This is a genomic window from Massilia sp. IC2-477 (assembly GCF_020707265.1).
Taxonomy (GTDB): domain Bacteria; phylum Pseudomonadota; class Gammaproteobacteria; order Burkholderiales; family Burkholderiaceae_D; genus Telluria.
In genome coordinates, this window is the sequence record NZ_JAJFEQ010000006.1 from 98,914 (window position 1) to 112,308 (window position 13,395).

10 protein-coding genes are annotated in these 13,395 nt (G+C 67.5%); 1 reads left to right on the top strand and 9 read right to left on the bottom strand.

Annotated elements, in window-relative coordinates; all coding sequences use genetic code 11:
* Positions 1-7 precede the first annotated feature (7 nt).
* The 4 genes from LK542_RS13775 to LK542_RS13790 all read right to left on the bottom strand — a co-directional run bounded on the left by LK542_RS13775 (position 8) and on the right by LK542_RS13790 (position 2,627).
* A complete protein-coding gene (locus LK542_RS13775; protein WP_227801657.1) occupies positions 8-985 on the bottom strand; it encodes an aspartate carbamoyltransferase catalytic subunit in 978 nt (325 codons plus the stop codon).
* Positions 969-1,505: a bifunctional pyr operon transcriptional regulator/uracil phosphoribosyltransferase PyrR gene (pyrR, locus tag LK542_RS13780; RefSeq protein ID WP_227801658.1), complete on the bottom strand. Its 537-nt coding sequence runs from the start codon at positions 1,503-1,505 to the stop codon at positions 969-971. Before pyrR ends, LK542_RS13775 begins: the two co-directional genes overlap by 17 nt.
* The gene (gene ruvX / locus LK542_RS13785; protein ID WP_227812334.1) at positions 1,492-1,884 is read right to left on the bottom strand and encodes a Holliday junction resolvase RuvX; all 393 of its coding nucleotides are present in this window, start codon (positions 1,882-1,884) and stop codon (positions 1,492-1,494) included. The genes pyrR and ruvX overlap by 14 nt, the downstream gene beginning before the upstream one ends.
* A gap of 128 nt (positions 1,885-2,012) precedes the next feature.
* Positions 2,013-2,627: a YqgE/AlgH family protein gene (locus LK542_RS13790; protein WP_227801661.1), complete on the bottom strand. Its 615-nt coding sequence runs from the start codon at positions 2,625-2,627 to the stop codon at positions 2,013-2,015.
* Between the two features lie 288 nt (positions 2,628-2,915).
* On the opposite strand from LK542_RS13790, the gene LK542_RS13795 reads away from it, so the two are divergent.
* A complete protein-coding gene (locus LK542_RS13795; RefSeq protein WP_227812530.1) occupies positions 2,916-4,367 on the top strand; it encodes a deoxyribodipyrimidine photo-lyase in 1,452 nt (483 codons plus the stop codon).
* Between the two features lie 124 nt (positions 4,368-4,491).
* On the opposite strand, the gene LK542_RS13800 is transcribed toward LK542_RS13795, so the two are convergent.
* Genes LK542_RS13800 through LK542_RS13820 form a run of 5 tightly spaced genes read right to left on the bottom strand, consistent with a single transcriptional unit; the run spans position 4,492 to position 13,272 of the window.
* On the bottom strand, positions 4,492-9,621 hold the full coding sequence (locus tag LK542_RS13800; RefSeq protein ID WP_227812335.1) for an Hpt domain-containing protein: 5,130 nt from the start codon (positions 9,619-9,621) through the stop codon (positions 4,492-4,494).
* Positions 9,622-9,636: 15 nt separating this feature from the next.
* Complete coding sequence (locus LK542_RS13805) at positions 9,637-11,877, bottom strand: methyl-accepting chemotaxis protein (RefSeq protein ID WP_227812336.1); 2,241 nt, start codon at positions 11,875-11,877, stop codon at positions 9,637-9,639.
* Between the two features lie 51 nt (positions 11,878-11,928).
* Positions 11,929-12,462, bottom strand: a complete 534-nt coding sequence (locus LK542_RS13810; RefSeq protein WP_227801664.1) for a chemotaxis protein CheW — start codon at positions 12,460-12,462, stop codon at positions 11,929-11,931.
* Positions 12,459-12,851 carry a response regulator transcription factor gene (locus LK542_RS13815; protein WP_373889544.1) on the bottom strand — a complete coding sequence of 131 codons (393 nt, stop codon included), beginning with the start codon at positions 12,849-12,851 and terminating at the stop codon, positions 12,459-12,461. Before LK542_RS13815 ends, LK542_RS13810 begins: the two co-directional genes overlap by 4 nt.
* Before the next feature lie 25 nt (positions 12,852-12,876).
* Positions 12,877-13,272 (bottom strand): PleD family two-component system response regulator, encoded by a 396-nt coding sequence (locus LK542_RS13820; RefSeq protein WP_227801665.1) that lies wholly within the window; start codon positions 13,270-13,272, stop codon positions 12,877-12,879.
* Positions 13,273-13,395 lie beyond the last annotated feature (123 nt).

The following is a 13,395-nucleotide window of genomic DNA, read 5'->3' on the forward strand; positions in this document are numbered from 1 at the left end:
GCGATTTTCAAGCCCTACCTCCCGCCAAAATGCTCATCACTGCCATGCGCACCGCAATACCGAAGGTCACCTGCGGCAGGATCACCGCCTGGCTGCCGTCGGCCACCGCCGAGTCGATCTCGACGCCGCGGTTCATCGGGCCCGGGTGCATCACGATCGCGTCCGGCTTGGCCAGCGCCAGGCGTTCCGGGGTCAGGCCGTAGCTCTTGAAGTATTCCTGCGCCGAGGGCAGCAGCGCGCCGCTCATGCGTTCGTTCTGCAGGCGCAGCATGATGATGACGTCGACGTCCTTCAGGCCCTCGTCCATGTTGGTAAAGGTGCGCACGCCCATCTCAGCCAGGCCGCCCGGCAGCAGGGTGTGCGGACCGATCGCGCGCACTTCCGGCACCCCGAGGGTGGTCAGCGCATGGATGTCCGAACGGGCCACGCGGCTGTGCAGGATGTCGCCGACGATCGCCACCCGCAGGTTGGTGAAGTCCTTCTTGTAGTGGCGGATCGTGTACATGTCGAGCAGGCCCTGGGTCGGGTGCGCGTGGCGGCCGTCGCCGGCGTTCACCACGTGCACGTGCGACTGGTTGGTCTCGATCAGGTGCTTGGCGATCAGGTAGGGCGCGCCCGACTGCGAATGGCGCACCACGAACATGTCGGCGTGCATGGCCGACAGGTTGTCGATGGTGTCCAGCAGCGACTCGCCCTTGCTGGCCGAGGAAGCCTGGATGTTCAGGTTGATGACGTCGGCCGACAGGCGCTTGGCCGCGATCTCGAAGGTGGTGCGGGTGCGCGTGCTGTTTTCGAAGAACAGGTTGAACACGCTCTTGCCGCGCATGAGCGGCACCTTCTTGACTTCGCGGTCCGAGATGCCCACGAAGCTCGACGCGGTGTCGAGGATGTGGTTGATGACCGACTTCGGCAGGCCCTCGATGGTGAGCAGGTGCTGCAGCTCGCCGTTCTTGTTCAGTTGCGGGTTGTTAAACAGTTTCGGCATTGTCGGACTGGTCTTCTTCAATGGTCAGCGAGAGTTGGCCGGCGTCGCCGCGCTGCAGGCACAGCGACTGGTGCGGCGCCAGTTCGGCGCGGGTGCCGACATAGTCAGGCGCCACCGGCAGTTCGCGTCCGCCGCGGTCGGCCAGGGCCGCCAGGCGGATGCAGCTCGGACGGCCATAGTCGAACAGCACGTTGATCGCGGCGCGCACGGTGCGGCCGGTCTGGAGCACGTCGTCCACCAGCACGATGGTGGCGCCGTCGACCGCGAAGCGGATGTGGGTCGGCTTCACGTCCGGATGCAGGCCCTTTTTGGCGTAGTCGTCGCGGTAGAACGAGACGTCGATGGTGCCGAAGCGGCTGGTCAGGTCGAGGTCTTTCGCCAGGCGTTCGGCCAGCCAGGCGCCGCCCGAGTGGATGCCGACGATGGCGGCATCCGGCACGCCGTCCAGCCCCGCACGGACCTGGCCCAGCAGCTCGCGGTACAGCGCCTCCGCGTCGTACTCTTGATTAGATGTTGGCATGGGAGTCAAAGTATTGTTGCAAAATGATGGCGGCCGCCTTGGCGTCGATGATCTCGCCGCGCTTTTGCGGGATGACGGCGGAAGAGTAGCGCTCGTCGACGAGTTCGACGGGCAGGCTGAAGCGGCCGTGAAGCTGGTTGGCGAAGCGCCGGCTGCGCAGCGTCATGTCGTGCTCGGCGCCGTCGGGATGGCGCGGCTCGCCCACGATGAGGCGGGCCGGCTTCCATTCATTGATCAGGTCGCCGATAACCTGGAAACGGGTGGCGTTGTCGACCGCCTTGATGACGGTCAACGCTTGGGCTTGTCCAGTCAGGGTGTTGCCCATGGCAATGCCAATGCGCTTCACCCCGAAATCAAAACCAAAAACAATCTCCGTCATTTCAGAACGGCATCCCGAAGAACCGTAGCGAGCGGAAGCAGGCGTGGTCGAGAAGCGCAGCCGTACTTGAGTACGGCGAGCATCGCAGGCCGCGCCTGCGACGCGCAGTAGGTTGTTCGGGATGCCGCTTATGCATGGCCGGCTTCGGTCGCGAGCATAAGTGGGTCGATCCCCAGCAGTTTGATAGCGGCGGTATAGCGTTCGTCGATCGGCAGGTCGAACAGGACTTTCGCATCGGCGCCCACGGTGAGCCAGCCGTTGCGCGAGATTTCTTCCTCCAGCTGTCCCGGGCTCCAGCCGGCATAGCCGATCGACACCAGCATGCGGTGCGGGCCGGCGCCGCTGGCGACCGCTTCCAGCACGTCGATCGAGGTGGTGAAGGCGACGTCGTCGGTGACGGTCAGCGAGGACGAGTAGCGTCCGCCCGGCGAATGCAGGACGAAGCCGCGGTCGTCCTGGACCGGGCCGCCGAACATGATCGGCTGGTCCACCACCGAGGAACGCAGCCCCGGGGCCAGTTTCAGGTCGACGCGGTCGAACAGGACTTCCATCGTCATGTCGGTCGGCTTGTTGATCACCACCCCGAGCACGCCCTTTTCGTTGTGCTCGCAGATGTAGACGACGGTGCCGCCGAAGATCGGGTCCTGGATCGAGGGCATCGCGATCAGGAAATGGTTGGCAAGGTTCAGGCCGGAAGAAGCCGGGCCGATCTTACCGAGCGTTTCGTCGTTTTCCGGTGGCATGCCGGGCATCGGTAGAGTGCTGCCAACTTTGCTTTTTTTCATACGCTTGCTCTCACATGGGCTCACTCTGGTTAATAACCGTTTGAAACATCGAAGTAGCCACAAAACAACATTACGCTTTTCGATAGTTTACACCGAATCGCACCCGGACCTCTGGAAGCGCCCCGATATGCTCCGGTTGGGGCTGCGGGCGGCGTCCCGTCTCTGTCCCGCCATGCTGCGCTCAGGTTTCGTTAGGAAGAATCCTACCCAGTAAAATCGGCCGCCACTTTGACCCTGCACACGATGATGAAAATGAGCAATTCTTTGGTCTGGTTCCGGCGCGACCTGCGGGCATTCGACCATGCAGCCCTGCACCGGGCATTGACGTCGTCCAACCGTGTGTACTGCGTTTTTGTGTATGACAGCGACATTCTGGACCCGCTGCCGCGCGACGACCGCCGTGTGCGGTTCATTCACGCCAGCCTGGCCAGCCTCGACGCCGAACTTCGTCGGCTCGGCGCTTATCTGATTGTGCGGCAGGGCCGCCCTCTTGAAGTGATCCCGGCGCTCGCCACCGAACTGGCTGTCGACGCGGTGTTGGTATGTGCCGATTATGAACCCGACGCGGTAGAACGTGACGCACAAATGGCGGAGCGTTTATCCAATGACGGTCGGAAATTTCTGAGTCTGAAGGACCAGGTCATCTTCGAGCAGGACGAGGTACGAACGCTGGCGGGAGGACCGTTCTCGGTGTTCACGCCCTACAAGAACGCCTGGCTCAAGCGCCTGGCGGCGATGCCGGAGGCGCTGGCATCCTACCCGGTCGATCCCTACGCCCATGCCTTCGCGCCGCCGCTGGGGTCGTCCGCCCTGCCCTCGCTGTCAGAGATCGGCTTCGAGCCGGGCGAGCCGCCGCTGCCGGCCGGGATGGAAGGCGCGGAGGAACTGTTCGAGCGTTTCGTGTCGCACATCGCGGACTACGGGCAGGCCCGGGATTTCCCCGCGGAGGACGGCACCTCGCGCCTGTCGGCCCACCTGCGCTTCGGCACCACCTCGATCCGCCACCTGGTCCGCACGGCGCGCCAGATGATCGAGAACGGCGCCGGCGGATCCGGCGCTACCGTCTGGCTGTCGGAACTCATCTGGCGCGATTTCTATTCGATGATCCTGGCGCGTAATCCGCAGGTGGTGACGTGCTCGTTCAAGCCGGCTTTCGATGCGATCGCGTGGGAGCAGGACGATGAACTTTTTTCAGCCTGGTGCGAGGGCCGCACCGGCTATCCGCTGGTGGACGCGGCCATGGCGCAGCTCAACCGGACGGGCTTCATGCACAACCGGCTGCGCATGGTGAGCGCGAGTTTTCTCACCAAGGACCTGGGGATCGACTGGCGGCGCGGAGAGCGCTACTTTGCGCTCAAGCTGAACGACTACGACCTGGCCTCGAACAACGGCGGCTGGCAGTGGGCCGCCTCCACCGGCTGCGACGCGCAGCCGTGGTTCAGGATCTTCAACCCGGTGGCGCAGTCGCAGCGTTTCGATGCGCAGGGAGAGTTCATTCGGGCGTGGGTGCCGGCGCTGGAAAGGCTCGGCGCGAAGGAGATTCATGCGCCGTGGCTGGTGGATACGGACGTGCTGGCGGAGAAAGGCGTGGTGCTGGGGAGGGATTATCCCCTGCCCGTGGTCGATCATGACGCAGCCAGGAAGCGCACGCTGGAACGGTTCGCTGTCGTGAAAAAGACCAGCAGCCAATTTTCGTAGGGTGGGCGGCTCGTGAGTCGTGCCACAGGCACGACTCACCCCACGCGGTCAGCCTGCAATAGAAAAAACGCACAGGTCGCATCACCGTGATTTGACCGCGTGGGCAGGAGACCTGCCCACCCTACTACTTCTCCAGCAGACTTTCGATCGCCGCCACCAGCACCGGCTCCTGATACGGCTTGCCAAAGTAGGCATTCACGCCCAGGCCCAGCGCATAGTTGCGGTGCTTGTCCGCCGTCCGCGAGGTGATCATGATGACGGGAATACCCCTGGTTGCCTCCTGGGCGCGGATTTCGCGCGTCAGGTCGAAGCCGTCCATGCGCGGCATCTCGATATCGACCAGCATCAGGTCCGGCCTGAAGTGCTCGATCTGCTCGAGCGCGTCGACGCCGTCCTTGGCCAGCATCACGGCATAGCCTTCGCGCTCCAGCAAACGCTGGGTGACGCGGCGCACGGTGATCGAATCGTCGACCACCATGATGGTCGCGCGCTTCGCCGGCGCTTCCTCGGCCTGGACCGCGACCGGCGCGGCCGGGCGCTGGGCCAGCAGCACCGGATCGAGGATCAGGACGATCTCGCCCGTGCCCAGCACGGTGGCGCCGGCGATGCCCGGCACTTTTGACAGCTGCGGGCCGATGTTCTTGACCACGACCTCGCGGTTGCCCAGCACCTCGTCCACGCGCAGCGCGATGCGGCCGCCCGCGCCATGCACGACCAGCACCGGATTCACACGCTGAGGCGCACCGCCATTCCCCTCGCCGAGCAGCACGTCGATTGCATGCAGCGCATGCGGCTGGCCCGACACGGCAATCGATCCCGCGGCCTGGGCGACAGCGAGCTCGGTATCGCGCACCTGCATGACCTGCTCGACCAGGGTCGAGGGCAGCGCGTGCGTGCGCCCGCCGCTGGCCACCAGCACCACCTGGGCCACCGCCAGCGTCAGGGGAAGGTGGATCGAGAAGCGCGTGCCCTTGCCGGGTTCGGTCGAGACCACCACGCGGCCGCCCAGCGCCTGCGCTTCGGAACGCACCACGTCCATGCCGACGCCGCGGCCGGCCAGTTCGGTCAGGGTGTCGGCGGTCGAGAAGCCGGGCTCGAAGATCAGTTCGGCGGCCTCGTGGTCCGATACCTGCGCATCCTGCCCCACCAGGCCCAGCGCACGCGCCTTGCTACGGATACGCTCCAGGTCGAGGCCAGCGCCATCGTCGCCGAACACGATCGCCACTTCGTTGCCGTGCTGGCTCACCTGCACCAGCACTTCGCCGGTTTCAGGCTTGCCCTGCTCGAGGCGCGCCGTGCGGTCCTCGATGCCGTGCACGATCGCATTGCGCAGCAGGTGTTCGAAAGGCGCGGCCATCTGTTCCAGCACGCTGCGGTCGATTTCCACCGCGCCGCCGCGGATGTCGAGGTTGACGCGCTTCTCGAGTTCCTTCGCGGTCTGGCGCGCCACCCGGAACAGGCGTTCCGACAGGCTGGCGAAGGGCACCATGCGCACCCGCATCAGGTCGCGCTGCAGGTCGCGCGTCATGCGCGACTGCGCCGCCAGGTCTTCCTGCGCGCTGTCCACCGTGCGCGACAGGCTTTCGTGGAAGGCTTCGACGTCGTTCACGCTCTCGGCCATCATGCGCGTCAATTCCTGCAGGCGGGTGAAGCGGTCGAACTCGAGCGGGTCGAATTCGCGTTCGCCGGCGATCGACAGGCGCGAGGCGATCTGCGATTCGGCCTGCATCTCGATCTCGCGCATCTGGCGCCGCAGGCGGTCGAGGTTGTCCGAGAAGTCCGACAGCGCGCCCTTGAGCGTGCCCACCTGGTTCTCCAGGCGCGAGCGGGCGATCGACACTTCGCCCGCCCCGTTGACGACGCGGTCGAGCAGGTCGGCGCGCACCCGCACCAGCGGCGCGCGCGCGCCCGGCTGCTCGGCCGGCGCCGGCGCCGCGGCTTGTCCGGCAGGGCTGGCCGGCCGCTGCAGTTGTTCGAACAGCAGCAGCGCACTGTCATAGTTGGCCAGCAGTTCATCGAATGCTGCCGGCGTTGTGGTCCCGGCATGCACCATGTTCTCGATCTGGGTTTCCAGCTCGTGGGTATGCTGGCCCAGGCGCATGGCGCCGGCCATGCGGGCGCTGCCCTTCACGGTGTGCAGCGCGCGCTGCAGGCCCTGGGCGATGCCGTGGTCCTGCGGGTTCTGCTGCCACTGGCGCAGGCCGTTGCCGATTTGCGGGAACAGGTCGGCGCCCTCTTCCAGGAAGACCGGCAGCAGGTCCGGGTCGAGTTCGTCGGTGAAGACCGGGACCGTGGCCAGCACGCTGTCCTCCGGCGCAGCGACCGATTCCGACGCGGGTTCGGGTGCCGGCTCAGGTTCCGGCTCGGGCTGCGGCTCGGCCGGCACGGATTCCGGCGCCGCTTCCAGCACGGCTTCGTCCGGCGTGACCGGCACAAAGGCGGGCTGCGCTTGCGCCGGCGCCGCCTGGTCGAGCGCGGGGGCGGCGAAGGCGTCGTCGAGGAAGGTGTCGAACAGGTCGTCGATCTCGTCGACCGCGCTCGCCTTTTCCTCGGCCGCGCGCATGGCGGGCGTCTGCACCAGTACCGGGGGCGATGCCAGCAGTTCGTCGTAGGCGGCGGCGAACAGCGCATCGAGCTGGTGCGCCAGCGCCGGATCGGCCCCGCCGTACACGCTGGCAGCCTGCTGGCCTGCCAGCCCTTCCTCCAGCTGGGCGAGTTGATCGATCAGCTCCGGCTGGCCGGGGGCCAGTTCGCCCAGGGCGAACACCTGCAGCATGCTGCGCACGCGCGCCAGGGTCGTATCCAGCAGCGCACGCCCGCTGTCGTCGAGCAGCGGGCCTGGCGCTGCCAGTTTTTCCAGTACCAGCTCCAGCGCATGGGCGAGGTCGCGCAGCGCGGCATAACCGACCGTGGACGAGGTACCGGCCAGCGTGTGCGCCGCCTTCAGGGCCTCCGGCGAAGCGTGCCGTCCAGCCCCGAAATCGTCGGCCAGCGCCTCCACCAGGCCCTCGGTTTCGTCGAGGTAGATGGTGTACAGGCCGAGCGGAATCTCCAGTTCGCCGATGCGTTTGGTATCAGGCTGCGCTGCCGGTTCCGGCTCGAGCGCGGGCGCACCGCCCTCCTGCACGCGCGTGGCGGCCGCCACCAGGTCCGCGCTGTCGCGTTCGGACGCGCCGGCGGCGACCAGGTCGGCCACCCAATCGGACAGTTCCGCGTGCGCCCGGCGCAGCAGGTCCAGGAGCTCCGGCGTGGCGCTGCGCGACTCGGCCAGCCACAGGTTCATCACCCGTTCGACCGCGGCCGCGCCTTCGGCGAAGCGCTCCAGGTTGACCATGCGGCTGCTGCCCTTGAGCGTATGGAAGGAGCGGCGCAGCAGGGTCAGGGTTTCCTGGCTGGCCGGGTTGCTCTCGGCCAGCGGCAAGGTATCGAGCACGAAGCCGAGCACTTCCTGCGCTTCCAGGATGAAGATCTCGAGCAGCTCGGATTCGATCGTCGCTTCCTGCGGCGCTGGCTCGGGCGCCGCAGTGTCCGGCGCCGCCTCGACGAATTCGAAGGGCAGCTCCCGCAGCAGGCGCTTGTCCAGGTCGAAGGTGAAGCGCCCCTTGGCCGCCTCGCTGTTCTGGGCCAGCAGGTCGGTGAAGAAGCCGAGCGCGCCGATGTTCTGGGCGATGTTGTGCAGCACCGCCGACTGGGTCGTTACCTCGCCGTCGCTGGTCGCGAGCAGCTTGACTTCGCCGGCGACATGACGCGCGGCCTGCACTGCCTGGTCCTGGTCGAGGATGGCCAGCGCGCCCTGCAGCTGGTGCAGCACCGGCTCGGCCTGCAGCAGCACTTCGCGCTTGCCCGGTTTGTCGTAGTACTCGTCGAGCAGCTTTTCGACCTGGCGCAGGCCCGCCTTGATCTCGCCGGCCAGCACCGCCACGGTCTGGCCCTGCTGGATCTGGCGCGCCAGCTCGCCCTGCCACTGCGGGGCGTCCGGCGGGGTTTCGCCGGCGGCCAGGGCCAGCAGCCGCGCGCCCACGCTTTCCGCGTTCGCGGCGAAGTCCTCGGGCAGCTGGCGCAGCTGGTCCAGGCCATTCTCGACGAACAGCATGGCGGTCGCCATCTCGAGCCCGAAGTCGTCGCTGCGGCCGGCCTGCATCGCATCCGTGGCGGCGCGCCCGAGTTCGCGCATCAGCTGGGCCAGCGCCGGGGCGCCCAACTTCTCGCTGGCGCCGGCCAGGCGCGACAGCTGCTGGTTGAAATCTTCCTTGACCCCGAGATCGCCTTCGCTGGCGATGCGGTCCCAGTCGGACTTGGTGCGCGCCAGCGCGTCGCGCGCTTCCTGCAAGGCGGCCGGGTCGATGCGGCCGTAGCGCCGCGCCGCATAATCGTGCGGCACCAGGCCGTCCAGGCCGCAGGCCTGGCGCAGGCGCTGGGCGTCGGCGTTCGGCTGGCTGGCTGCGGCAACGAAGAACAGCGCGTCGCGCAGCATCGCATCCGGGGTGCCGCCCTGCCCCTGCGTCAGGCGGCGCAACTGCAGGTTGACCTGGCCCAGCAGCTGTTTCACATACAGGTCGCTCTCGACCGCGGCATCGGCCACCACGCCGGCAAAGGCGTGCATCGCCTGCCAGAACAGGCGCGCGCGCGGCTCCTCCTGGCTGGCGGCGATCGGCGCCAGGGCGTCGCGCATGCCGGCCGCGTGCTGCGCCTCGCCGCTCTTCAGGTAGGGCAGCAGCGATTTTTCGAAGCGCGCACGGCAGGCCGCGATGTCCGGTGCGGCGCCAAGCGCCGGCGCCTGCAGATCGGCGTCCTTGCCCAGGTCGGCGGGCAGCAGGTCGGACGGGTGGATGCGTTCGACACCCAGCTTTTCCTGCAGGTCGCGGTAATACGGGAACAGGCGCGCCGGCTGCTGCGGGCTGCCCGCCAGCAGTTCGTCGAGGTATTCGACCAGGGCCTGGTAGGCATCCTGGATCACTTTCACCGAGTCCGGCGTGCAGGCCTGCTGGCCATCCTTGAAGCGGTCGATCAGCCGCTCGGCCGCGCCGCCCAGCACCGACACGCCCTCGACGTCCACCAGCTGCAGCGCGCCATGCGCCTGGTGCAGGTGGGTCTTTGCGTGCAGCAGCAGGGTCGGCTGCGCCTCGATGCTGCGGTTGGCGGCGTCGCGTAGGGCGGTGCCCGAGCGTCCCAGCGCGTCGCGGATCTCGCCAATCACCCAGGACAGGGGACCGGTATCGAAGGCAGGCAGGCGTTGGGAGGCAGGGTTCGTCATGTGTTTTCAGTCAGGTTATGCAGCCACGCGGAAGCGCGACACCGAATCTTTCAGTTCCTGGGCGAGCAGCGCCAATTCGCGGATCGACTGCGCCGTCTGGCGCGTGCCGCCCTGGGTATGCTCGGTCACCGACAGGATGTGCTGCATATTATGGGCCACACCGTTCGCGGACGTCGCCTGCTGTTCAGCTGCGCTGGAAATCGCCTGGATCAGCTCCGCCAGGCGGTTCGACACGCGCGAAATATCCGCCAGCGCCGCGCCGGCCGCGTCGGACAGGCGCGCGCCCTCGACCACGCCCTGGGTCGACTTTTCCATCGCCGCCACGGCGTCGTGGGTGTCGGCCTGGATGGTGCGCACCAGCGCGCCGATGCCCTTGGCCGCTTCGGCCGAGCGTTCCGCCAGGCGCTGCACCTCTTCCGCCACCACCGAGAAGCCGCGCCCCGCCTCGCCGGCCGACGCCGCCTGGATCGCGGCGTTCAGCGCCAGCACGTTGGTCTGTTCGGTGATGTCCGAGATCAGCTCGGTGATCTCGCCGATCTCCTGCGAGGATTCGCCCAGGCGCTTGATGCGCTTCGAGGTTTCCTGGATCTGCTCGCGGATCTCGTTCATGCCGAGGATCGCGTTCTGCACCGCCTGCGCGCCCTGCTCCGCCGCCGCCACCGACTGGCGCGCCACGTCCGCCGATTCGGTCGCGGAACGCGACACGCCCGCGATCTGCGCCGCCATCTGCAGCACCGTGCCGGAGGCTTCCTGGATCTCGCGCGACTGCTGCTCCGCCGCGCCCAGCAGCTCGGTGGACACTGCCTGGGCGCTGCTTGAAGCGCGCGTGACCTGTTCGGTGGTCTTGATGACACGCAAGACGAGCTCGCGCAGTTCCTCGACCGTGTAGTTGACCGAGTCCGCGATCGCGCCGGTGATGTCTTCCGACACGGTGGCGTGCACGGTCAGGTCGCCGTCCGCGACTTCCTGCAGCTCGTTCATCAGGCGCAGGATCGCCGCCTGGTTCTGGTCGTTGGTGGCCTTGGCTTCTTCTTCCTTGGCCTGGGCCAGCTGGCGCATCGCCTCGGCTTCGCGGCGGCGCGCTTCGGCGCCGCGGGTGCGGTTGCGCGAATCCTGCAGCATCACGCGGCTCAAGCTGCCGCCCATCGCCAGCGTGAACACCGAGGCGCCCACCAGCAGCCAGAACCAGCCGCTCTTCTGGCCCAGCTGGCGGCGGTATTCGGCCTGGACCCGCGTGAGCGCCGAACGCAGGCCCTCGTTGTCGCGCGCGATCACCTGCTCGGCGCTGCGCGCGGCGCTGAAGTTGTGCAGGTTGGTCGAGAGCGGCGCCAGGCTTTCCTGCCAGGTCTTGAAGGCGGTACGGACGTCCTGGACGCGCTCGCGCAGGGCCGGTTCGAGCGGGGCGCCGCCGTCGGACAGGCTGTCGAGCAGCGCGCCCAGTTCGGCGCTGTCGCGCGCAATGGCGCGGGCAGCGTCGCGGTAGGCCGCGCCCGGGCTCAGGAAAGCATGGGTGGTGACCGACAGGCGGTCGCCCAGGGCCGCCAGGCGTCCCAGGGCGGCATTGCCCGGCTGCTTCCCGGAGATCGACTGCAGTTCGGTGGCGAGCGGCTCGAATTTCGCGACGCCGGCGCCGAAACCGACCAGGTGGCGCTTGTTGCCGACGATGGTGGCGGCGGACGCATTCGAGGCCGACCAGCCGGAGCGCGCCTTGGCCAGCAAGGGCACCAGTTCGCCGGACGCGCCGGGAATTGCATGGCCGCCGGCCTGGCCGCCGCGCGCCAGCAGGGTCAGGAGGCGCCCGACTTCGGCGCGGCTGTCGTCCAGTTCGGCAAAGGCGTCCGTCTGGCCGCGCAGCGCGTTCGGCGCCGACCTGGCCACCCGCTGGGCGTGCATCAGGGCGTCGGCCGCGATCTGGCCTTGGGTCGAGACCACGTCGGTGCGCGCCGCGTTCTGCCACATCGAGAGCACGGTCAGCAGGATGCCGGCCACGAAAGCGGCCAGCACCAGGCGCAGCTGGCGCGACAGCGACAGGTGGCCGATCAGCGGCAGGCGCAGGTCCTCGTCTTCGACCGGGGCATTCAGGGGCTTGCGCGGGCGGGTGTTGCCGAGCCGGCGCGCCGCCGCTTCCGCCGAACCGTGCAGCGCAGGACCCGCGTCAGCCGAAGGATGCTGCGGCAGCACGCCCGGGCCGAATTCGGTATCGGGCGACGCCAGGACGGTATCGTCGTCCTCGCTGTCCTTCGAGAATACGTTCATGCTGAGTTTCGAGGCGAATCCCATACCGGCTCCTGGTCCTGCTATTGTGGGTTAGCGTTGGTCTGCTTGTTGCGCAACGTGCAGGAAGCGCTCTTCCCGCACCAGGGCCGCCAGCGACAGCGGCGTCCACGTGTTTCCGTCCGCGTCGCGCAGGCGCTCGCCCTCGCGCTCCATGTTTGATGCCTGGCGCAGGCCGAACACGCGGTCGGCCAGCAGGGCGCAGTTGAAGCCGAGCGTGGGGGCGAAGGTGACAAGCCGCGCCGACGGCCCGGAGGCCGGGAGGCTGTCTTCGCCGAGGTAGCGCGCCAGGTCGATCACGCCGACCAGGGTGCCGCGCACGTTGGCCAGCCCGAGATACCAGGGCAGCGTCAGCGGCACGCGGGTCAGCGGCACCAGCGGGACGATCTCGTTCGCTTCCACCAGGTCGAGCAGGTAGCGCGTGGCGCCCACCTGCATGCCGAGCTGCTGGATCGGAGCGCCGCCGCCGCTTTTGGCGGCCTGCATGCGCTCGAGGAGCTGGTCCTGGTATTCGCGCAGGCGCTCGCGCCGCGCGGCCGGGTCGGGCCGTCCTTCTTCGGCGGTCATGCCGCCGCCGCGGTGGCCGGTTTCTGGTCGAGCGCGGCGATGCTGGCCAGCAGCAGGCCCGGGTCGACCGGCTTGATCAGGTAATCCCTGGCGCCCTGGCGCATGCCCCAGATGCGGTCGGTTTCCTGGTTCTTGCTGCTGCAGATGATGACGGGGATTGCCGCCAGCTCCGGGTCGCGCGCGATCGAGCGCGTCACCTGGAAGCCGTTCGCGCCGGGCATGACGACGTCCATCAGGATCAGCTGCGGGCGCTCGGCGCGGATCTTGTCGATCGCCTCTTCGCCGTTGACGGCGGTGCTGACGGCATAGCCGGCGCGCACCAGGATGTCGGTAAGGTAGAAGCGCTCGGTCGGGGAATCGTCGACGATCAGGATGTTGTGAATGGCCACGTTGGACTCGGTTCGGTAATCGGATTCAAGCCTTGCCTGCCGTGTGCTCGCGCACGGCGGCCAGCAGGCTGTCCTTGGAAAACGGTTTGGTAAGGTAGGCGCTGGCGCCGACCATTGCGCCGCGCGCGCGGTCGAACAGGCCGTCCTTGGACGACAGCATCAGCACCGGCGTCGCGTGGAAGCGCGCGCTCTTCTTGATCAGGGCGCAGGTCTGGTAGCCATCGAGGCGCGGCATCAGGATGTCACAGAACACCAGCGCGGGGTGGTGGTCGTTGATCTTGGCCAGCGCATCGAAGCCGTCGTCGGCGAGGACCACCTGGTAGCCGGCCTGGGTCAGGAAGATTTCGGCGGAGCGGCGGATCGTGCTGCTGTCGTCGATCACCATGATGGTCAGGCCGGTTGCTTGCGGCGATGTCGTCATTTTCGTTTCACTTCAGCATGAAGCGCCACGATAGCACAGGGCTTATCCCTTGTGCGTAGTGTGTTGCAGTACGTCAACTGTTACACGCAGATTGACGTAGCAATTTGAAAACTCAGCTGACGT

Coding starts and splice junctions, on each gene's coding strand:
- LK542_RS13775 (WP_227801657.1), bottom strand. CDS start 985: ATGCCGAAACTGTTTAACAACCCGCAACTGAACAAGAACGGCGAGCTG.
- LK542_RS13795 (WP_227812530.1), top strand. CDS start 2,916: ATGAAAATGAGCAATTCTTTGGTCTGGTTCCGGCGCGACCTGCGGGCA.
- LK542_RS13800 (WP_227812335.1), bottom strand. CDS start 9,621: ATGACGAACCCTGCCTCCCAACGCCTGCCTGCCTTCGATACCGGTCCC.
- LK542_RS13810 (WP_227801664.1), bottom strand. CDS start 12,462: ATGACCGCCGAAGAAGGACGGCCCGACCCGGCCGCGCGGCGCGAGCGC.
- pyrR (WP_227801658.1), bottom strand. CDS start 1,505: ATGCCAACATCTAATCAAGAGTACGACGCGGAGGCGCTGTACCGCGAG.
- ruvX (WP_227812334.1), bottom strand. CDS start 1,884: ATGACGGAGATTGTTTTTGGTTTTGATTTCGGGGTGAAGCGCATTGGC.
- LK542_RS13820 (WP_227801665.1), bottom strand. CDS start 13,272: ATGACGACATCGCCGCAAGCAACCGGCCTGACCATCATGGTGATCGAC.
- LK542_RS13790 (WP_227801661.1), bottom strand. CDS start 2,627: ATGCCACCGGAAAACGACGAAACGCTCGGTAAGATCGGCCCGGCTTCT.
- LK542_RS13805 (WP_227812336.1), bottom strand. CDS start 11,877: ATGAACGTATTCTCGAAGGACAGCGAGGACGACGATACCGTCCTGGCG.